Origin of the sequence: Microbacterium sp. NPDC090225 (genome assembly GCF_044772365.1) — a bacterium.
In the GTDB taxonomy this organism is placed as follows: Bacteria; Actinomycetota; Actinomycetes; order Actinomycetales; family Microbacteriaceae; genus Microbacterium.
Genome location: NZ_JBIVYS010000001.1, coordinates 2,206,710 through 2,224,914 on the forward strand (window position 1 = coordinate 2,206,710; position 18,205 = coordinate 2,224,914).

Below are 18,205 nucleotides of genomic sequence, written 5' to 3' on the forward strand. Positions count from 1 at the left end.
TCGAGCGATGAGACGTGCCGCAGAGATCGCCGCCCAAGTGTTCACCGCCCGGGATGCTCTGCTCCGCGACACCCCCGAAGACCTCCGGGTCGCGTTCCTGCTGTTCGACAGCGCGGTAGAGACGCTGCTGGTTCGGCGCACTCAGCACGACGTCAACGAGTGGCGGTTCGACATGTGGCCCGTCATGGAGGAGTACGGCGTGCCAGTGGTGTCCGTTGATCTTCACGACTTCGGTCAACGGGTCAGGGAGCAGGAGGACAAGGGCGCGGCCGTGTTGCTCCGACTCTCATCCACGCAGAAGAAAGACATCGCACGAGACTTCGACACCAAGCTCCGATTGCTTGTCTGGCTCGGCACGATCCCCGCAGACTACATTCCCGTCCTCTCGCGACTACACGCGTACCGCAACGAGCTCTACCACCGGGAGGAGTCCCGACCAAAGACGCTGCAGACGGTCACACATCTCTATGCCTGGCTGGTCGCCGACCTCCTCGAACGTCTCCCACCCGCGTGGGTCGCACACAGCAGCGCAGACCCTGATGACCTGCCGACCCGGATCTACGAGCGCATCGGCATCCCGGTTCCCCAGGGGGAGGTGACGTCCGCCGGACGCGGGCTCCAGGCGCTGATGGCCACAGCGCTACGTGACGGGCTACGCCTCGATGGTGTTCCCGCTCTTCTCGCGGACTACGTGGAGTCCCGGATGGAGGACCTGCACCAGCGTCTAACGTACATCGGTGAGATGTTCGCCAAGCCGAGTGATGAGAAGCCACTCACACCTATGCAGATCATTCGTCTGCTCTACGCGGAGGAATGGCCGGAAGACCTCCGCCAGGCGCCCGCCCGCGGAGTTCCCGTGACCAAGGCCAAACTCGATGAGTGGTGCACCTGGCACGCGCGCATCCGCGAGTTCACCGATCCCGTTGGCGCATTCCACTCCCTCGCCCAGTTCGAGACGGAGTTCGAACCAGTCGAGAGGAAGGTCATCGACATGGTGATTGACATCGACACCTTCATCCAGCGGCAGATCGACATCATGCGCGGAAAGTAGTCGTAGCCTCTGACGCCTCCCAGAGCGTGGAGCCGACCATACCCGGGAGGATGAAAGCCCTGACGACAACCCGTCCTACCCGCTCGCTAGACCGTCCCGAACTCCGAGCCGGGGCTACAGGCTTCCCTGCCGATAGATGCCGCGGACGATATCCAGGGTCACACCGCTCCAGCCGAAACGCAGCAGGAGCTCGCGCGAGAGACCTGCGGCAATTTCTTTGGCCTCCTCTTCCCCGGTACCGCCCGGGAACGTCACAGTGCGAGACCAGGATTCCGAGGTGAACGCGTAGCGGCGGTGGAAACCACTTCGTGAAGGATCCGCGGCGACCAGCTCCCACCCGCGCGCACCCTGCAGCGAGATCGTGAACTCGAACTCTTCACCGCGTTCGATACTCGTCTGCAAGCGGCTGGCGAAGATCGCCGCTTCCGCAATAGTCAACACGGGCGCCCAGATCGGCAGGTAGGGGCCGTCGCCGTTGAACCCGTCTCGATCCGCTTCGAATCCCGTCGGAAGCGCATGCAGATCGACGAACTGCCCCGAACGGTGCAGCGACCACGTCTCCGGATACGCCTCAACCTGAGTCTCGGCGATCCACTCCGCTCCGCTCTGGGGACTCTGGTACCAGGGGAACGGCCAGCCGCGCTTGCGAACGACGTTATCTCGAACGAGAGCACCCAGCGACTCGTAAGGTACCCGGTCACCGTCATACCGACGAGGGCGAATGCTGAACTGCAGGTGCGGGACGTCAGGAATACCGCTCGTGATGGGGTCCTCGAGGAACGCACGCAGTTCGCCCTGGTAGAGAACCTCATCGTCGGCCTCCGGTTCCACCCGGAGACCAGCCTGACGCGCGGTACGAAGGAAGGACTGCAGCTGCTTCTCCGTAGCGAGCTGCAACACCTCTCTCAGTTCATTCTGGGAATGGAATGGGGTGCTCTCCGGCTTCGCCATCGACCTCGTGTACAGCTGGCCTTTGGTGATCTTGCCCCCGAAATCTCGAGCAGCCAGCACCGGCACTTGGTCGAACTCGGCAACCTCGATGACGACGACAGCGGCACCCGAGGGGAGCTCGCGCTTCTCGATGCGGAGAACGAGTGGCGGGTCAGCATACGTGTTGATCTTGGACAGCACATTGTCTGCGTTGAGCCACTCGGCGAGCTGATCCGCATCGAGTCCGCCGCTCGCGCCACCGGGGTCACTGTCGACCACGCCGATGACCACGTGCCCACCCTCACGCTGGTTGGCCAGCGCGATACACGCACGCGCGACGGTCGCGACGAACTCTTTCGAGCCCGTCGACCCTGCTCCCTTGAATTCGACGGCCCGCGTCTCAACTCCGAGTTCGACACTCGCCGCCAGCTGCTCGTTACTCAACACAGGGACACCGTACGACAGTCGACCGCTGCCGGGTCTCACCTCTCTGAGTGTTGCGCTCTCGCTCTGCTCTAGCGCCGACCCTCAGGCTGCAACCACGCCCTGGCGAGGTCACACCAGGCGTCCGCCGGGATCTCCTCCTCCAGATGTTCCGCGACCTCTTCAGCGGTCCAGTCGAACCTTGCCATCGGGATGAACTGCCACGAGCCTTCCCAATAGGTTGCGCGGGTACTACGGCGCCCTGCGGAGTCCATCAGGATGTGGATCACGTCGTCGTAGTGCGGCCCAGCCTTCACGACAGGGAACAGGTGACGATACGGCCAGTCCCGCCAGGCACGCCTGAAGTCGAACTCGAGCGTCTGCTTCCGCCCGTGCACCTGCTCCACGTCAAGCATCAACGCGCCCAGGGCCAAGCCTTCACCCACGATGGTCTGCTGCCTGGCTTTTGAGAAGGACATGCTTCGACGATAGATGTGAGCCGTGCGGGATTCGAACCACGTGGGGTCCCCGCAGCTACCTCGCGAGGACCGGCGTGTACCGAGGTCCGGCCAGAAATCCCTGATGAAAGCGAAAATGACCCGGTTTCCTAAAAGGAACCGGGCCATTTTCATAAACAGATCGGGTGCATAACCTAAACGCACCCGCTGTGCGCGAGGGGGGACTCGAACCCCCACGCCCGCAAGGACACTGGCACCTGAAGCCAGCGCGTCTACCATTCCGCCACTCGCGCGAGTGTCTCGTTCCGAAGAACTCAACCTCGTAAGGCTATCACGCGTCGTGACCCCACGAGAAACTCCCCGCGCACCCCAGAAAACCCCGGAAATCCGCGACTCCGAGCCCGTCGCGGGGCGGATCTTCAGCACACCTGGCTACGATGTCCCTACCAGTTGGCATGCCAGAGGAGCCCAGTGGGACTACTTGACAGCTTTGAGAAGGGTCTCGAGCGCGCCGTGAACGGCGCGTTCGCGAAGACCTTCCGCAGCGGCATCCAGCCGGTGGAGATCGCTTCGGCGCTGCGGCGCGAGGCCGATACGAAGGCGGCGGTCGTCAGCCGCGACCGCATCATCGCGCCCAACAACTACGTCGTGCGCCTCAGCGCCGACGACGCCGAGCGCATGCGCGGCCTCGGTGGCGCACTGACCGACGAGTTGCACGCCCTCCTCACGAAGCACTCGAAGTCGCAGGGCTACAGCTTCGCCGGCCCGCTCTCGATCGCGCTCGAACCCGACGAGAAGGTGTCGACGGGAACAGTGCGCGTCAGCTCCGGAACGGTCGAGGGCCGCGTGAGCTGGGAGGCCGTGGTCGACGTCGACGGACGCCGTCACCGCATCACCAGCGCGCGCACGGTCATCGGACGCGGAACGGATGCCGACATCACCATCGCGGATGCCGGATCGAGCCGTAAGCACGCCGAGATCCTCTGGGACGGCGAGCGCGCCATGATGCGCGACCTCGGCTCCACCAACGGTACCAAGGTCAACGGGCAGAAGCTGCGCGAAGCGGCCCTCCCCTCCGACACCACGATCACGATCGGTCGCACCGATCTCGTCTTCCGCGTGGTGCCGCAGACGGTACCGGCGCGTGTCAGCGACGCCACCCGCGCGTTCGGAGGCATCCATGAGTGAACTGGTCCTCCTGCTCCTGCGCATCGGTTTCCTGGTGCTGCTGTGGTTCTTCGTGTTCGGGGTGGTCTACTCGCTGCGCGCCGACCTCTTCGGCGTGAAGGTGCGCAAGCTCCCGGCCGAAGCCGCTGCGGGTGCCCCGGCATCCGGCACCGCCGCTCCGGCCGCCCCGCTCGCGAAGCCGGCCTCGGCGAAGCCCGCATCCGCCAAGCCGTCCACGGGTCCGGCCACGATCGCGACCGCGCAGCGCCTCGTCATCACCTCCGGCCCGAAGGCGGGGCTCGAACTCCCCCTCGGCAACGACACCCTCACGATCGGGCGCTCGAGCGAGTCCGCCCTCGTGATCCGTGACGACTACACGTCCAGCCACCACGCCCGCCTGATCCTGCGCGGAGACGCGTGGGCCGTGCAGGACCTCGACTCCACCAACGGCACGTTCGTCGCGGGCCAGCGCGTCGGCAACTCCCCCGTCTCGCTGTCGCTCGGCACCCCCATCAAGGTGGGCGCCACGACCTTCGAGCTGCGAGCCTGACGCCGGCATGGTCTTCGAGGGCTCGAGCGCCGCGATCTCCCATACGGGCAAGATCCGCTCCAACAACCAGGACTCCGGGTACTCCGGAGCCAACCTGTTCGTCGTCGCCGACGGCATGGGCGGTCACGCCGGTGGTGACGTCGCCTCGAGCCTCGCGATCCAGCGCCTCGAACCGCTCGACCAGGCGTACGCCTCGACCGACGACGCGCAGGCATCGCTGCAGGCCGCCGCGACGACCGCGGCCGGCGACCTCATCCGGGCCGCGAAGGATCGCCCCGAACTCGCAGGCCTCGGCACCACGGTCAGCGCGATCATCATGGTCGACGAGTACGCGGTCATCGGCCACATCGGCGACTCGCGCATCTACCTCTACCGTGACGACGCTCTGACGCAGATCACCGCCGACCACACCTTCGTGCAGCGGCTCGTGGACTCGGGCCGCATCACGCCCGAGGAGGCCCGCTACCACCCGCGCCGCTCGGTGCTCATGCGCGTGCTCAGCGACATGGACTCCGATCCCGAGCTCGACATGTTCGTCATGCCGACGCAGCCGGGCGACCGCTGGCTGCTCTGCTCCGACGGCCTCTCCGGGGTCGTCGACGAGAACCGCATCCTCAAGGCGATGCGCCTCGGCCTCGCGCCGGGCCGCACCGCCGACAACCTGCTCAAGCAAGCCCTCGACGGCGGTGCCCCCGACAACGTCACCATCGTGCTCGTCGACGTCGGCGGACAGCATCCGCTCTCGTCCGGCACGCCCACGATCGTCGGCGCGGCCTCGAACCCCTCGGGCATCATCGTGCCGCCCGTGCGCTCCCCGCGCGGCAACTGGCTGCACCCCGTGCGCCAGGCGGCCAACGATCCCAGCCACTTCGAGCCGGCCGCCGAGTACCTCGAAGAGCTCATCGAGGAGGACCGCCGGCGCGCGACCCGTCGGCGGGTCGGATGGATCGCCGCGATGCTCCTGGTGCTCGCGATGCTCGGATTCGCCGCCTTCGCGGCCTACAGCTGGACGCAGACCCGCTACTTCATCGGCGCCGACGACGACAGCGTGGTGATCTTCCAGGGCGTGCAGCAGAACATCGGCCCGATCACCCTGTCGACACCTGTCGAAGACACCGACATCCTGCTCGCGAACCTGCCGGAGTACCAGCGCGCGTCGGTCGAGCGCACGATCACGGCCCGATCGCTGTCGGATGCCATGGCCATCGTCGACCGTCTGCGGGCGGGTGCCGATGCCAACGCGCTGCCGACCCCGCTCCCGACTCCGACGCCGACCGAGACGCCCGCCGAAGACGGAGGTGACGGATGAGCACCGACGTCTCCGCCGACACCGCCGTCATCAAGGCGCTCAAGCGCATCCGCACCCCGCAGAAGCAGCGCAACCGCGAGTTCTGGCTGCTGCTGTTCGCCGTGCTGATCGCGGGCTCCGCGCTCACGCTCGTACAGCTCGGCGCCCTCGGCACGGTCGACCCGGCCATTCTGGCGATCGGCGGCGGTCTCGCCGTGCTCGCGTTCGCCCTGCACATCGTGCTGCGGGTCGTGGCCTCGGATGCCGATCCGTTCGTCGTCCCCATCGCCACCCTGCTCACGGGGCTCGGCATCGCGATGATCTACCGGATCGACATCGCCAAGTCGTTCACCGGTTGGGATGCCTATTCGACGAAGCAGCTCGCCTGGACCGGCATCTCGCTGGCGGGCGCGATCGCCGTGGTGATCCTGCTTCGCAACTACCGCGTCCTCTTCCGTTACACGTATATCTTCGGTTTCGTCGGCATCGTGTTCCTGCTGCTGCCGTTCGTGCCGGGTCTGCGCATCCCCGACGCGAATGCGGCCGTGTGGGTGTCGCTCGGCGGGGCGTTCGCATTCCAGCCGGGTGAGATCGCGAAGATCTGCCTCGCGATCTTCTTCGCGGGCTACCTCGTGCGCACACGTGAGAGCCTCACCTCGGTGGGCACGCGCTTCCTCGGCATGACCTGGCCGCGCATGCGCGAGCTGGGTCCGGTGTTGGTGGTGTGGCTCATCTCGCTCGGGATCATCGTGCTGCAGCGCGACCTCGGTACCGGAACCCTGATCTTCGGCATGTTCGTGGCGATGCTGTACGTCGCCACCGGCAAGACCAGCTGGGTCGTCATCGGTCTCGGACTCGTGGCCGCGGGTGTCGCGCTCGCGACGCAGATCCTCAGCTACGTGCGCGGGCGCTTCATCAACTGGCTGTTCCTGTTCGACCCGAACCAGGTCGACCCCGAACGTGCCGGCTACCAGCCCATGCAGGGGCTCTTCGGCCTCGCGCACGGCGGGATGCTCGGAACCGGCTGGGGACAGGGCCGCCCATGGGTCACTCCCCTCGCCCACAGCGACTACATCATCACCAGCCTCGGTGAGGAGATCGGCCTGATCGGCCTGTTCGCGATCCTCTGCCTGTACATGGTGTTCGTCAGTCGCGGGGTGCGCATCGGTCTCGCCGGTCAGGACGACTTCGGCAAGCTGCTCGCGATCGGTTTCTCGTTCACGATCGCCCTGCAGGTCTTCATCATGGTCGGCGGTGTCACCCGCCTCATCCCGCTGACGGGTCTGACCACGCCGTTCCTCGCCGCGGGCGGTTCGTCGCTCGTCGCCAACTGGCTCATCGTGGCACTGCTGCTGCGCATCTCCGACGGCGTCCGCCGCCAACCGAGGGTGGTGATCGGATGACTCGTGCCCTTCGACGCGTCGCTGCGCTCCTTGCTCAGGAACCGCGCTGCACGTCACCCCGAGGGGGTGCCGTATGACTCGTGAACTGCGTCGCCTGAGCATCGTGATGCTCTTCATGTTCATCGCGCTGTTCGCCGCCACCAGCTGGATCCAGGTCGTCGACGCCGATGCGCTGGCCCAGAACGACAACAACCAGCGCACGCGCCTCGACAGCTACGAGATCCAGCGCGGCTCGATCATCATCGACGGCACGAACGTCGCCACTTCCGTGCCGTCCGACGATCGCTACCAGTTCCAGCGCGTGTATGCCGATGCCGGCATGTGGGCGCCGGTCACCGGCTACTTCAACGCCGCGCTGGATTCCCGAACCGGCATCGAGCAGGCGATGAACGCCGATCTCTCGGGTACCGGGTCGAGCGCGTTCTTCTCCGAGATCGAGCGCATCCTCTCCGGGCAGCCGCAGACCGGCTTCAGCGTCGAGCTCTCCCTCGACGCCGCGGCCCAGAAGGCCGCCTACGACGCACTCGACGGGCTGCAGGGCGCCGTCGTCGCCATCGAACCCAGCACGGGTCGCATCCTCGCGATGGTCTCGACGCCCGGCTTCGACACGAACCTGCTCGCCACGCACGACGCGGATGCCGCGAACGCGACGTACGACCAACTGGTGCAGGACCCGCTCAAGCCGCTCTCCAACCGTGCGATCGCCGGCGACCTCAACCCGCCGGGCTCGACGTTCAAGCTCGTCGTGGCGGCCGCGGCCTACGCGAGCGGTGACTTCACGCCCGACTCCACGCTCCCGAACCCCGCGTCATACACGCTTCCCGGGTCGAGCAACCGCGTCTCGAATGCGTGGGGAGGCACCTGCGGCGGCGGCGAGACCGTCACGATCGCCGAGGCGATCCGCCTCAGCTGCAACATCCCGATGGCCGAACTCGCGGTCGAGCTCGGCGACGACGCGATCCGCGAGATGGCCGAGAAGTTCGGGTACAACCAGAGCTTCGAGACGCCGCTCGTGTCGACGGCCTCGAGCTACCCGCGCGCGCTCGACGACGCGCAGACCGCTCTCACCGGTTTCGGGCAGGGGCAGGTCACCGCGACGCCGTTGCAGGTCGCGATGATCTCGGCCGGAATCGCGAACGACGGCCTCGTGATGAACCCGCGGATGGTCGACCAGGTGATCGGCAACGACCTGTCGGTGGTGCGTTCCTACGACGACACCGAGTTCGGCCGGGCGCTCGACGCCGACGTCGCCGACGAGGTGACGGATGCCATGGTCGCGAGCGTCTCAACGGGCGCTGCGCAGGGTGCAAGAATAGACGGGATCGACGTGGCCGGTAAGACCGGCACCGCTGAGAACGGAAACAAGCCGCACACGTTGTGGTTCACCGGCTTCGCGCCGGCGGACGACCCCGCTGTGGCGGTGGCAGTCGTCGTCGAAGACGGCGGAGGACAGGGTCAATCCGGATCCGGCGACACGATCGCCGCTCCGATTGCGAAGAAGGTCATAGAGGCGGTGCTGGGCAGATGAGACCGACGCAGGGTGTGTCGTTCGGTGGTCGTTACGAGCTGCAGTCGCGTATCGCGATCGGTGGCATGGGTGAGGTCTGGGAGGCGACGGATCACGTCATCGGACGTACCGTCGCGATCAAGATCCTCAAGGACGAGTACATGGGTGACCCCGGGTTCCTCGAGCGCTTCCGCGCCGAGGCCCGTCACGCCGCACTCGTCAACCATGAGGGCATCGCGAGCGTGTTCGACTACGGCGAGGAGAACGGCAGCGCCTATCTCGTCATGGAGCTCGTGCCCGGCGAGGCGCTGTCGACCGTGCTCGAGCGCGACGGTGCGCTGAGCGCCGACAAGACCCTCGACATCGTCGCTCAGACGGCATCCGCTCTGCAGGCCGCGCACGCGGCCGGCCTCGTGCACCGCGACATCAAGCCGGGAAACCTGCTGATCACGCCCGACGGCCGCGTCAAGATCACCGATTTCGGGATCGCGCGCATCGCCGACCAGGTGCCGCTCACGGCCACCGGTCAGGTCATGGGAACCGTGCAGTACCTGTCGCCGGAGCAGGCGTCGGGTCACCCGGCCTCCCCCGCGACCGACACGTACTCGCTCGGCATCGTGGCCTACGAATGCCTCGCCGGCAAGCGCCCCTTCACGGGCGAGTCGCAGGTGGCGATCGCGATGGCGCAGATCAACGAGCAGCCGCCGCCGCTGCCGCCGACCGTGCCGATCCCCGTGCAGAACCTCGTCATGGCGATGATCGCGAAGAAGCCGAGCGACCGTCCGTCGTCGTCGGCGACCGTCGCGCGCGCCGCCCAGGCGCTGCGCCGCGGCGACCTGAACTCCGCGGCGATCGCCGTGCCGGCCATCGCGACGGGCGGAGTCGCCGACGACGCGACCCGCATCCTCACCGCGAACGGCGACGACGGGGCCACCCGCGTGCTGCCGACCACGGCGCAGCTCCCCACCGGAGCCGGCGACGACGAAGCGGCCGACGGCGCGAAGAAGAAGAAGCGCAGTCCCTGGACGTGGCCGCTGGTCGCACTGATCGCCCTGCTGGTGATCGTGCTCGGCGGAACCGTCTTCGCGCTCATGAACCAGGGAGGCGGAGACGCCGACCCGACTCCGAGCACGTCGACCTCGAACACCCCGACACCCAAGCCGAGTCCTACGCAGAGCGAGACGCCCGATCCCGAACCGGTCGACGTCGACGCCCTGCAGCTGCCGGGCATGTCGTGCGACGCGGCTCTGGCCGCTGCACGCGATGCTGGCCTCGTGCCGAACTGCGTCACCGGAACGACCGTCGCGCCGTCCGCCGACCTCGTCGGCGCCGTCGAGCGCGTCGAGCCGCGCGGTTCGGTCGATGTGGGCAGCGACATCACTCTGATCCTGTACGCCGATCAGGCTGCAGTCGGCGCTCCGACCAACGCTCCGACGTTCTCGGGCACGTTCCTCGAAGGCGGCTCGGCGAACATCAACTGGACGGCGTTCTCCTGCCCGAACGGCACCGGAACCCTCTCGTCGTACGAGGTCACGATCACGAACGCCTCGTTCGCGGGTCCCGGCCAGCCGGCCGTGACCACGAAGAGCTTCGGACCCGGCGAGACGGGCGCGGGAATCTCGATCAACACCGGCACCGCCGGGCAGGTCGTGACCGGTACCTACAAGGCGTTCTGCGGCGATCGCGAGTCCGGAACCTCCCCTCAGGGACAGTCCACCGCGATCCAGGGAGCGGTCGTCGACCCGGGCAACGGCGACGACGACGGTGACGGCGGGAATACAGGCAACTGAGGGTAGCCTTTACCCCACAACACATCACGTCCAGTTGTCCCAGGGGGGTCATCCGTGTCCACAGAGCCACGCGTTCTCGCGGGTAGGTACCGCGTCGACGAGCTCATCGGGCACGGCGGCATGGCGAAGGTCTACCGCGGGTACGACCTGACCCTCGGGCGTGAAGTCGCGATCAAGATCCTCGACCCCGACCTGGCGCGCGACACCGCGTTCCGCACCCGGTTCCGGCTTGAGGCGCAGGCGGCGTCGCGCATGTCGCACCCCTCGATCGTGCGCGTGTTCGACGCGGGCGACTCCGCTGCGGATGCCTCGTCCGATGACCCTCCCTACATCGTGATGGAGCTCGTCAAGGGCGCGCTGCTGAAAGACATCATCGCGGCGGGACCCGTGCCCCTCGACGACACGATCCGATACGTCGACGGCATCCTCGAGGCCCTGAACTACTCGCACCGCGCCGGCGTCGTGCACCGCGACATCAAGCCGGGCAACGTCATGGTCACGCCCGACGGCAAGGTCAAGGTGATGGATTTCGGCATCGCCCGGGCCGTCTCCGACTCGTCGTCGACGGTCGCCGAGACCACCCAGATCATCGGAACGGCCGCGTACTTCTCGCCCGAGCAGGCCAAGGGCGAGCCGGTCGACGCCCGCGCCGACCTGTACTCCACCGGCGTGGTGCTGTACGAGCTGCTCACGGGGCGTCAGCCATTCCGCGGCGAATCGCCCGTGGCCGTCGCCTACCAGCACGTCAGCGAGACCCCGGTGCCGCCCACCGAGCTCAACGAGGACTCCCCGGGTGCCCTCGATCCGATCGTGCTGCGGGCCCTCGCCAAGGACCCGTACCAGCGGTACCCGGATGCCGCGCACTTCCGCGCAGCTCTCGACGCCGCCGTCGCGGGCGAGGCCCCGACCCGCAAACAGCTGGGCGCACTCACGAGTGAGCTCTACGGCGCCAACCCGCGCCAGGCGCAGGAGACGGCTCGGTCGCTGCGTCAGCTCAGCACCGACACGACGATGGCGCGCACGCAGTCCGGCCCGCCCGTGGCGTGGATCTGGGCCGGCGTGGCCCTGCTCGCCGTGCTCATCGCCTCGGTGCTCTTCTGGGTCGTCACGATGCGTCCGCCCGAGGTGCCGCAGACCGCGCGCGTCGTGCCCGATCTCGTCGACGTCGCCTCCGACCGCGCCCAGGCCGATCTCGCCGAGCTCGATCTCGAGGCGAAGCTGGTGCTCGAGACGAGCTCCGACATCGCCGAGGGCAACGTCACCCGCACCGATCCGCAGGCCGGTGTCGCCATCGAGAAGGGCGACCTGGTCACCATCTACGTCTCGACGGGTCAGGAGACGGTCACCGTCCCGGCCATCGAGGGCATGGCTCTCGATGCCGCCCGCCAGGCATTGACGGATGCCGGGCTCCAGCTCGGCACGGTCATCCAGAGGAATGATCCCGAGATCGCGGGCGACACGGTGATCGAGTCGAGCCAACCCGCCGATACCGAGGTCGCGCCCGGAACCGTGGTCAACCTCGTCGTTGCGAGCGGCAAGGTCACGCTGCGCAACCTCAGCGGTTTCACGATCGATGCCGCAAAGGCCGAGCTCGAGGGTCTCGGACTCGTCGCGAGTCCGATCGACCAGGGCGAGTGCGCCGCGGGTGTCGCGCCGAACACGGTGGTCTCGATGTCGGCGGCGCCCGGCGACGTGCCGGTCGGGTCGACGATCGAGCTGCGCTTCTGCTCGGCCGCCCCCGCCGGCTGAGCACGGTCCCTGAGCGAGCGCAGCCCCCGGTCCCTGAGCGAGCGCCGCGAGACGAAGGGCGCTAGACCAGCGGGTCGAGGCCCTCGGATCGCGCCACGGCATCCGCATCGCCCGCCATCGCGAGCCAGTTCGCCAGCAGGCGGTAGCCGCTCTCGGTGAGCACGCTCTCGGGGTGGAACTGCACGCCCACGATGGGCAGCTCACGATGCGCGATGCCCATGACGGTGCCCGATTCGGTGTGCGCGGTCACGCGCAGCGCGTCGGGAAGATCGGATGCCGCGACCCCGAGCGAGTGGTACCGCCCGACGTCGAAGGGGGAGCGGATGCCGTCGAACAGTGCCGATCCGTCATGAGCTACCGCCGACACCATGCCGTGCATGAGCTCGGGCGCTGCGGTCACGGGCGCGCCGAAGGCCTCGGCGATCGCCTGGTGCCCGAGGCAGACGCCGAGCAGCGGCATCCGTCGTTCGACCGCGAGTCGCACGGCGTCGATAGAGACTCCGGCGTCAGCGGGGGCGCCGGGGCCGGGGGAGAGGAGCACGGCGTCGAACGCCGGAAGGATCGTGTCGAGCGCGGGGGCGTCGACGGCATCCGCCTCGATCATCGAGGTCTCGGCGCCGAGCTCGTGGAGGTAGCCGACCAGGGTGTGCACGAAGCTGTCGTGGTTGTCGACCACGAGCACCCGGGTCATTCGAGGTCGACCTCGCCCGGGTTGATGATGGGGCTGATCCAGGGGAAGACGTACCAGAACAGCCCGTAGAGTATCGCTCCGACGACGACGAGCACGATGAGCAGGCGGATCCACCAGGGGCCGGGCAGCAGGCGCCAGATTGCGGCGTACATGTTTCTCCTCGTGCCTCTAGATGGACGGTGCGGCCGGGGGCGGCGGCGGGTCGGTCAGTGCCGGGGGCGGACCCTCGGCGCGCGGCTGGAAGCTCTCGAAGACCCCGTACGCGACGATGCGCTCGGCCAGCGAGTACAGCGGAGAGCACGCGGTCAGCGTGATGTAACGCTCACCGGTCGCGACCTCGGGCATCTGGGGCACGTCCGCGAGCACGTCGGTCTGCGTCGGCTTGACGTACTCGAGGGTGCGGAAGCGGTAGGTGAACCAGCCGTCCTTCGTCTCGACGACGATCGCGTCGCCGATCTGCAGCTTGTCGAGCTGGTTGAACGGCTTGCCCCAGGTGGTGCGGTGCCCCGCCATCGCGAAGTTACCGACCTCGCCGGGCATCTTCGAGTTCGTGTAGACGCCGATGCCGAGGTTGTCGAGCGTGCGGGCGCGCGTCGTGCCGCCGTAGATGCCGTAGTTGTAGTCGGCACCGAAGCGCGGAATGTGCATCTGGCCGAGCTGCTCGGTGTCGGCGGGTGCGGCGGGGATCACCGGCTCGTAGTACGTCGACCCGTCATCGCCCTCGACGAGTGGCGGAAGCTCGGGCGTGGGACCTGCGGCCCACTCGGCCGAGACGGCCGCACCCTCGTCGTTCTTCTGGGCGGCGATGATGATATCGCCGATCCACATCTGCCAGGCGACGAACAGCAGAACGAGCACTCCGGCGGTGAGCAGCAGCTCACCGAGAACGCTCGCGAATGTGGCGCGCGAACGTCGGCGGGACCGTCGCGCGCGTCGCCCCCCAGGCACGACGGATGCAGTCATGGCGCGATCCTATCCGGTCGTGCTGTGGGCGCGCCGCGAGCTTCGGGGCGTTCCCGAGCATCCGCACTCGGGATCGTCACCTGATTTCGGTACAATGCTGGAATGGCACGAGACCGAAAGACCGAAGAACCCGCTGTCGAGCGCGCCGAAGGCGACGCCGCTCCCAACGCCGTGTGGTTCAAGCCGGTGATGATCGGCTTCATGCTGCTGGGCCTCGCGTGGATCCTCGTGTTCTACATCTCGGGCCAGCAGTTCCCGATTCCGGGTCTCGGCAACTGGAACCTCGGCATCGGCCTGGGCATCGCGCTGATCGGTTTCCTCATGACCACCCGCTGGCGCTGACCTCAGCACCCACTTCTTCCGAAGGCCTCTCGCTCCGGCGAGGGGCCTTCGTCGTTTCCGGCGGTGCTGTATCCCCAGGAACTCACAAGCAGCCCACAGAGTTATCCACAGGTCTATCCACACCTGGGGAGAATTACACGGGTGTTATTCACAGGTGTTAACAGAGTTGTTAACAACCGCTCATCAGGCCCAACTCGCGATGTAGAGCGGTGGGACGAAGGCGACGATCACCAGCAGGGCGACGACGACCCCGACGAGAGCCGCGATCTGCAGTCTCCGCCGCGCACGCTCCTTCGTCTTGATGAAGATGAAGGAGACGAGAGCGCCCACGAGCAGACCGCCGAGGTGCGCCTGCCAGGAGATCCCGCCGACGAAGAGCCCGTAGACGAAGTTGATCCCGAGGATGACGAGCAGGCCGGTGACGTTCGCCCCGATGTGGCGGCCGATGATGAGCAGCGCGGCCATCATGCCGAAGAGCGCTCCGGATGCGCCGACCACGGGAACCATCGGGTTGCCGATGAGCGCGACCATCACGGACCCGCCGAGCCCGCTGATCAGATAGAGGGCGAGGAAGCGGGCACGCCCGAGCATGGCCTCGAGGTTCTGACCGATGAGCCAGAGCGCGAGCATGTTCAGCGCGAGATGGATGAAGCCGCCGTGCGCGAACACCGAGGTGAGGAGGCGCCAGGGTTCGAACGGGAATCCCCAGATCTGGGGATAGAGGTACGGCGTCGCGAACTGGAGGATGTTCTTGAGCTGCAACCCGACGTCGGGGATGAGCATCAGCAGCCCGATGAACGACGTGATCGCGAGGAGCGTGTACGTCACGACCGGGCGCCCGCTGCGGGTGATCGCCATGGCCGGTCCTCGGCCGCCGCTTCCCCAGCGGCGCTCAGCGCGCTTCTGGGCGGGGGTGCGGTTCTTGCGCTCGGCCTTCATGCACTCGGGGCAGATCACCCCGACCGCGGCGGGCGTCTGGCACTCGCCGCAGATCGTGCGCAGGCAGCGCTGGCAGAGCACGAAGCTCTGCCGATCCGGATGCCGGTAACAGAAGTTGTCGCGATTGCTCGCGAACTCAGGCGTCGACATCCGGATCGGCGATCGCTGTCGTCAGGCCGCGACGATGTCGATCGACTGGAGCACGACGGGCTCGATCGGACGGTCGCCGGCGGCGGTCGGAACCGCACCGATCTTGTCGACGACGGCCTTCGACGCGTCATCGGCGACCTCGCCGAAGATCGTGTGCTTGCCCTTGAGCCACGGGGTCGGGTCGGTGGTGATGAAGAACTGCGAACCGTTCGTGCCCTCGACGTCGCCCGTGATGGCGTTGCGGCGCAGGCCGGCGTTCGCCATGGCGAGGATGTACGGCTGGTCGAAGTTGAGCTCGGCGTTGATCTCGTCGTTGAAGTTGTAGCCCGGACCGCCGACGCCCTGACCGAGCGGGTCACCGCCCTGGATCATGAAGTTCGGGATGATGCGGTGGAAGATGACGTCCTTGTAGAGGGGACCCTCGCCCGGCTTGCCGGTCGCGGGGTGCGTCCACTCCTGGGTGCCGTCGGCGAGACCGACGAAGTTCTTGACCGTCTTCGGGGCCTGGTCGCCGAAGAGGTTGATGACGATGTCACCGTGGTTGGTGTGCAGGGTTGCGACATGGGAAGCGTGAGGCATACGTCCATTCTCGCAGAGCTTCCCGTGTGTGAGCCGGGTTCTCCTGCACATCTCGGGATAAGTCAAGGGGTGGGCGATTCCCTCCCCCTGTACAGACTTGTCTGGCAGGATGGGGAACCCGTACTCCACATCGACAGGAGAGCATCGTGAGCCTCAGCCGCAAGCGGAAGAAGCAACTGCGTCGTCTTCAGAAGGACGCGACCCAGCTCTGGGAGGCGCAGCAGGAGCTCGTCGGCCACGCCGCCGGCGTCGCCCGCGAGGCCAGCCACCAGCTCGGCCATTCCTACCGGGAGCAGGTCGTGCCGGTCGTGCAGGACACCTACAACCGTCGTGTCGCCCCCGTGGTCGACCGTGGCGTGAAGATCGGTAAGCACGTCGTCGACGACAAGGTCGTTCCGATCGTCGGAGGCGTCGTGGGCACTGCCCTCAGCGCCTGGGACGTCGCGAACAACAAGCGTCACGGCATCGTCGCCCCGGTCTCGAAGAAGATCAAGAAGGCGCAGAAGGCGCACCAGAAGAAGCAGCAGCCGAGCTCGGGCCTCGGCTCGATCGTCGCGCTGATCCTCGGCGCAGCCGCGGCAGCCGCGGTGCTCTACGCCGCATGGACCGCGCTGCGTGCGGACGACGAGCTCTGGGTCGCCGACGACCCGCTCTCCGCACCCGACGCGTGAGCGCCGAATCCTCCACCGACCCGCACGCGCGGGTCACCGACGCCGCCGCCGCTCGCGGTCTCGACATCGAGATCCGCGAGCGGCCGGAGGCGCGGAGCCTCTTCGAGGCAGCCGAGCTCCTCGGGCTCGACCCGTCCGGCATCGTGAAGACCCTCGTGGTCAAGCGAGCCGACGACACCTACCTGTTCGCTCTGATCCCCGGCGGACGCTCGATCTCGTGGCCCAAGCTGCGCGCCGTCGTCGGCGTGAACAAGCTGCGGCTCCCCGAGGCGGACCTTGCCCTCGCCGCCACCGGGTACGAACGGGGCACCATCGTCCCGATCGGCAGCACCACCGACTGGCCCGTCTTCGCCGACGAGTCGATCGTCGGGCAGCGCATCGCCATGGGAGCGGGAGCGCACGGGTACAGCCTGTTCGTCGAGGCCGACGACCTCATCGCCGCCTACGGCGCGACCGTCGCCGACATCTCGGTTCCCGAGGAACCCCGGGCCTGAGCATCCGCTCGCTCGTCGCCCGGTGAGGCGGCTTGCGGTCAGAAGATCCCGGCCATGCGCAGCGAGATGTCGACGAGCTTGACCCGCTGCAGCTCGGCCACCGCCGAGCGCGTGAACCATGCCGCCATGTCGGTCGACCCATCGGTCTCGTAGCGTAGCTTGCCGCCCGTCACGGTCGCCCGGTAGACGATGCGGAGCGTGTGCAGCGGTTGATCCGCCTTGTGCACGCGCTGGCTCGCGGGGATGACCCGGGAGTGGATGCCGAGCAGCTCGCCGACCTTCACCGTGTACCCGGTCTCCTCGCGGAGTTCGCGGCGCACCGCGTCTTCGGGCGACTCCCCGGCTTCGAGACCGCCACCGGGCATCGTCCATGCGACACGGCGACCCTCGATCCAGCGCGCGAGGAGCAGGCGGTCGTCGTCGTCCGTGACGACCGCGTATGCCGCCACACGCAGGTCCATCTCCCCACACTAACCGGCCCTCACCGGGTCATCTGCGAGTGTTTCGAACGCCTCGGCAGATCGATCACGAATCGAGAAGCCACGCGGGCCCCGGCATCCTTACGCTGAGATCACCGCAACGACGAGAGGAGCCGTCATGGCCGAGGACACGAAGAGCGACACGAAGAACTTCACCGCCGAAGAACGCGAGGCCATGCAGGCCGCCGCGAAAGAGGCGAAGGCGAAGCGCTCCCGCGCGAAGAAGACGCCCGAGGAGCAGCGCGCGGCGGGGGAGGCCGACCTCAAGGAGGCGATCGCCAAGCTGCCCGACGAGACCGATAAGAAGCTCGCCACCGCACTGCACGAACTCGTGATGGAGGTCGCGCCCGACCTCATGCCCCGCACCTACTACGGCATGCCCGGGTGGGGGAAGGACGGCAAGGTGCTCTGCTTCTTCCAGCCCGCGAGCAAGTTCAAGGTGCGCTACGGCACCTTCGGGTTCGAGCCCATCTCGAACCTCGACGAGGGCACGATGTGGCCGACCGCCTACGCGCTGCTCGAGCTCACCGCGGCGAACAGGAAACTGCTCACCGAGCGCATCCGTCTCGCCATCAGCTGAG

The 18,205-nt window shown here is 67.3% G+C and carries 20 protein-coding genes and 1 tRNA gene; 12 read left to right on the forward strand and 9 right to left on the reverse strand.

Annotated features, from left to right (window positions below; genetic code table 11):
- Positions 1 to 7 precede the first annotated feature (7 nt).
- Complete coding sequence (locus ACIQTT_RS10565; RefSeq protein WP_402789335.1) at positions 8 to 1,051, forward strand: hypothetical protein; 1,044 nt, start codon at positions 8 to 10, stop codon at positions 1,049 to 1,051.
- 114 nt (positions 1,052 to 1,165) lie between these two features.
- Here ACIQTT_RS10565 and ACIQTT_RS10570 read toward each other — a convergent pair whose 3' ends face one another.
- The 3 genes from ACIQTT_RS10570 to ACIQTT_RS10580 all read right to left on the reverse strand — a co-directional run bounded on the left by ACIQTT_RS10570 (position 1,166) and on the right by ACIQTT_RS10580 (position 3,155).
- Positions 1,166 to 2,428: a helix-turn-helix domain-containing protein gene (locus ACIQTT_RS10570; protein ID WP_402789338.1), complete on the reverse strand. Its 1,263-nt coding sequence runs from the start codon at positions 2,426 to 2,428 to the stop codon at positions 1,166 to 1,168.
- A gap of 68 nt (positions 2,429 to 2,496) precedes the next feature.
- Positions 2,497 to 2,883 (reverse strand): hypothetical protein, encoded by a 387-nt coding sequence (locus tag ACIQTT_RS10575; RefSeq protein WP_402789341.1) that lies wholly within the window; start codon positions 2,881 to 2,883, stop codon positions 2,497 to 2,499.
- 189 nt (positions 2,884 to 3,072) lie between these two features.
- Positions 3,073 to 3,155: transfer RNA gene (locus tag ACIQTT_RS10580), tRNA-Leu, on the reverse strand.
- Positions 3,156 to 3,333: 178 nt separating this feature from the next.
- Between ACIQTT_RS10580 and ACIQTT_RS10585 the strand changes: the two genes are divergently transcribed.
- From ACIQTT_RS10585 to pknB, 7 genes are all read left to right on the forward strand, one after another.
- The gene (locus ACIQTT_RS10585; protein WP_402789344.1) at positions 3,334 to 4,050 is read left to right on the forward strand and encodes an FhaA domain-containing protein; all 717 of its coding nucleotides are present in this window, start codon (positions 3,334 to 3,336) and stop codon (positions 4,048 to 4,050) included.
- On the forward strand, positions 4,043 to 4,579 hold the full coding sequence (locus ACIQTT_RS10590) for an FHA domain-containing protein (RefSeq protein ID WP_402789347.1): 537 nt from the start codon (positions 4,043 to 4,045) through the stop codon (positions 4,577 to 4,579). The genes ACIQTT_RS10585 and ACIQTT_RS10590 overlap by 8 nt, the downstream gene beginning before the upstream one ends.
- A 7-nt stretch (positions 4,580 to 4,586) precedes the next feature.
- Positions 4,587 to 5,888 (forward strand): PP2C family protein-serine/threonine phosphatase, encoded by a 1,302-nt coding sequence (locus ACIQTT_RS10595; protein ID WP_402789350.1) that lies wholly within the window; start codon positions 4,587 to 4,589, stop codon positions 5,886 to 5,888.
- Complete coding sequence (locus ACIQTT_RS10600) at positions 5,885 to 7,270, forward strand: FtsW/RodA/SpoVE family cell cycle protein (RefSeq protein WP_402789353.1); 1,386 nt, start codon at positions 5,885 to 5,887, stop codon at positions 7,268 to 7,270. The genes ACIQTT_RS10595 and ACIQTT_RS10600 overlap by 4 nt, the downstream gene beginning before the upstream one ends.
- A gap of 73 nt (positions 7,271 to 7,343) precedes the next feature.
- Positions 7,344 to 8,798, forward strand: a complete 1,455-nt coding sequence (locus tag ACIQTT_RS10605; protein WP_402789356.1) for a penicillin-binding transpeptidase domain-containing protein — start codon at positions 7,344 to 7,346, stop codon at positions 8,796 to 8,798.
- Positions 8,795 to 10,567: a protein kinase gene (locus ACIQTT_RS10610; RefSeq protein ID WP_402789358.1), complete on the forward strand. Its 1,773-nt coding sequence runs from the start codon at positions 8,795 to 8,797 to the stop codon at positions 10,565 to 10,567. The genes ACIQTT_RS10605 and ACIQTT_RS10610 overlap by 4 nt, the downstream gene beginning before the upstream one ends.
- 54 nt (positions 10,568 to 10,621) lie before the next feature.
- Positions 10,622 to 12,316 carry a Stk1 family PASTA domain-containing Ser/Thr kinase gene (gene pknB, locus ACIQTT_RS10615; protein WP_402789361.1) on the forward strand — a complete coding sequence of 565 codons (1,695 nt, stop codon included), beginning with the start codon at positions 10,622 to 10,624 and terminating at the stop codon, positions 12,314 to 12,316.
- Positions 12,317 to 12,377: 61 nt separating this feature from the next.
- Here the strand turns inward: pknB and ACIQTT_RS10620 are convergent, their stop codons facing one another.
- The 3 genes from ACIQTT_RS10620 to ACIQTT_RS10630 are packed head-to-tail and all read right to left on the reverse strand — an operon-like array spanning position 12,378 to position 13,970.
- Positions 12,378 to 13,007: an anthranilate synthase component II gene (locus ACIQTT_RS10620; RefSeq protein WP_402789363.1), complete on the reverse strand. Its 630-nt coding sequence runs from the start codon at positions 13,005 to 13,007 to the stop codon at positions 12,378 to 12,380.
- Positions 13,004 to 13,159 carry a hypothetical protein gene (locus tag ACIQTT_RS10625; protein ID WP_391479659.1) on the reverse strand — a complete coding sequence of 52 codons (156 nt, stop codon included), beginning with the start codon at positions 13,157 to 13,159 and terminating at the stop codon, positions 13,004 to 13,006. The genes ACIQTT_RS10620 and ACIQTT_RS10625 overlap by 4 nt, the downstream gene beginning before the upstream one ends.
- Positions 13,160 to 13,175: 16 nt before the next feature.
- On the reverse strand, positions 13,176 to 13,970 hold the full coding sequence (locus tag ACIQTT_RS10630; RefSeq protein ID WP_402789366.1) for a class E sortase: 795 nt from the start codon (positions 13,968 to 13,970) through the stop codon (positions 13,176 to 13,178).
- Between the two features lie 102 nt (positions 13,971 to 14,072).
- On the opposite strand from ACIQTT_RS10630, the gene ACIQTT_RS10635 reads away from it, so the two are divergent.
- Entirely contained in the window at positions 14,073 to 14,312 is a 240-nt protein-coding gene (locus ACIQTT_RS10635) for a cell division protein CrgA (RefSeq protein ID WP_247624028.1), read from the forward strand.
- A gap of 183 nt (positions 14,313 to 14,495) precedes the next feature.
- On the opposite strand, the gene ACIQTT_RS10640 is transcribed toward ACIQTT_RS10635, so the two are convergent.
- On the reverse strand, positions 14,496 to 15,401 hold the full coding sequence (locus ACIQTT_RS10640) for a rhomboid family intramembrane serine protease (protein WP_402789369.1): 906 nt from the start codon (positions 15,399 to 15,401) through the stop codon (positions 14,496 to 14,498).
- A gap of 21 nt (positions 15,402 to 15,422) precedes the next feature.
- Positions 15,423 to 15,980, reverse strand: a complete 558-nt coding sequence (locus tag ACIQTT_RS10645; RefSeq protein WP_402789372.1) for a peptidylprolyl isomerase — start codon at positions 15,978 to 15,980, stop codon at positions 15,423 to 15,425.
- 146 nt (positions 15,981 to 16,126) lie between these two features.
- Between ACIQTT_RS10645 and ACIQTT_RS10650 the strand changes: the two genes are divergently transcribed.
- The gene (locus ACIQTT_RS10650; RefSeq protein WP_402789375.1) at positions 16,127 to 16,651 is read left to right on the forward strand and encodes a DNA helicase; all 525 of its coding nucleotides are present in this window, start codon (positions 16,127 to 16,129) and stop codon (positions 16,649 to 16,651) included.
- Between the two features lie 65 nt (positions 16,652 to 16,716).
- Entirely contained in the window at positions 16,717 to 17,145 is a 429-nt protein-coding gene (locus tag ACIQTT_RS10655) for a YbaK/EbsC family protein (RefSeq protein WP_336641871.1), read from the forward strand.
- A gap of 38 nt (positions 17,146 to 17,183) precedes the next feature.
- Here the strand turns inward: ACIQTT_RS10655 and ACIQTT_RS10660 are convergent, their stop codons facing one another.
- Complete coding sequence (locus ACIQTT_RS10660) at positions 17,184 to 17,606, reverse strand: NUDIX hydrolase (protein ID WP_402789378.1); 423 nt, start codon at positions 17,604 to 17,606, stop codon at positions 17,184 to 17,186.
- A 136-nt stretch (positions 17,607 to 17,742) separates the two neighbouring features.
- Between ACIQTT_RS10660 and ACIQTT_RS10665 the strand changes: the two genes are divergently transcribed.
- On the forward strand, positions 17,743 to 18,204 hold the full coding sequence (locus tag ACIQTT_RS10665; protein WP_402789381.1) for a hypothetical protein: 462 nt from the start codon (positions 17,743 to 17,745) through the stop codon (positions 18,202 to 18,204).
- The last annotated feature ends 1 nt before the right edge of the window (position 18,205 follow it).

Bases quoted from the DNA above. Each gene is read 5' to 3' on its own strand.
- ACIQTT_RS10590 (WP_402789347.1), top strand. From the start codon at position 4,043: ATGAGTGAACTGGTCCTCCTGCTCCTGCGCATCGGTTTCCTGGTGCTG.
- ACIQTT_RS10640 (WP_402789369.1), bottom strand. From the start codon at position 15,401: ATGTCGACGCCTGAGTTCGCGAGCAATCGCGACAACTTCTGTTACCGG.
- ACIQTT_RS10660 (WP_402789378.1), bottom strand. From the start codon at position 17,606: ATGGACCTGCGTGTGGCGGCATACGCGGTCGTCACGGACGACGACGAC.
- ACIQTT_RS10610 (WP_402789358.1), top strand. From the start codon at position 8,795: ATGAGACCGACGCAGGGTGTGTCGTTCGGTGGTCGTTACGAGCTGCAG.
- ACIQTT_RS10620 (WP_402789363.1), bottom strand. From the start codon at position 13,007: ATGACCCGGGTGCTCGTGGTCGACAACCACGACAGCTTCGTGCACACC.
- ACIQTT_RS10625 (WP_391479659.1), bottom strand. From the start codon at position 13,159: ATGTACGCCGCAATCTGGCGCCTGCTGCCCGGCCCCTGGTGGATCCGC.
- ACIQTT_RS10575 (WP_402789341.1), bottom strand. From the start codon at position 2,883: ATGTCCTTCTCAAAAGCCAGGCAGCAGACCATCGTGGGTGAAGGCTTG.
- ACIQTT_RS10630 (WP_402789366.1), bottom strand. From the start codon at position 13,970: ATGACTGCATCCGTCGTGCCTGGGGGGCGACGCGCGCGACGGTCCCGC.
- ACIQTT_RS10605 (WP_402789356.1), top strand. From the start codon at position 7,344: ATGACTCGTGAACTGCGTCGCCTGAGCATCGTGATGCTCTTCATGTTC.
- ACIQTT_RS10595 (WP_402789350.1), top strand. From the start codon at position 4,587: ATGGTCTTCGAGGGCTCGAGCGCCGCGATCTCCCATACGGGCAAGATC.
- ACIQTT_RS10665 (WP_402789381.1), top strand. From the start codon at position 17,743: ATGGCCGAGGACACGAAGAGCGACACGAAGAACTTCACCGCCGAAGAA.
- ACIQTT_RS10600 (WP_402789353.1), top strand. From the start codon at position 5,885: ATGAGCACCGACGTCTCCGCCGACACCGCCGTCATCAAGGCGCTCAAG.
- ACIQTT_RS10635 (WP_247624028.1), top strand. From the start codon at position 14,073: ATGGCACGAGACCGAAAGACCGAAGAACCCGCTGTCGAGCGCGCCGAA.
- ACIQTT_RS10645 (WP_402789372.1), bottom strand. From the start codon at position 15,980: ATGCCTCACGCTTCCCATGTCGCAACCCTGCACACCAACCACGGTGAC.
- ACIQTT_RS10565 (WP_402789335.1), top strand. From the start codon at position 8: ATGAGACGTGCCGCAGAGATCGCCGCCCAAGTGTTCACCGCCCGGGAT.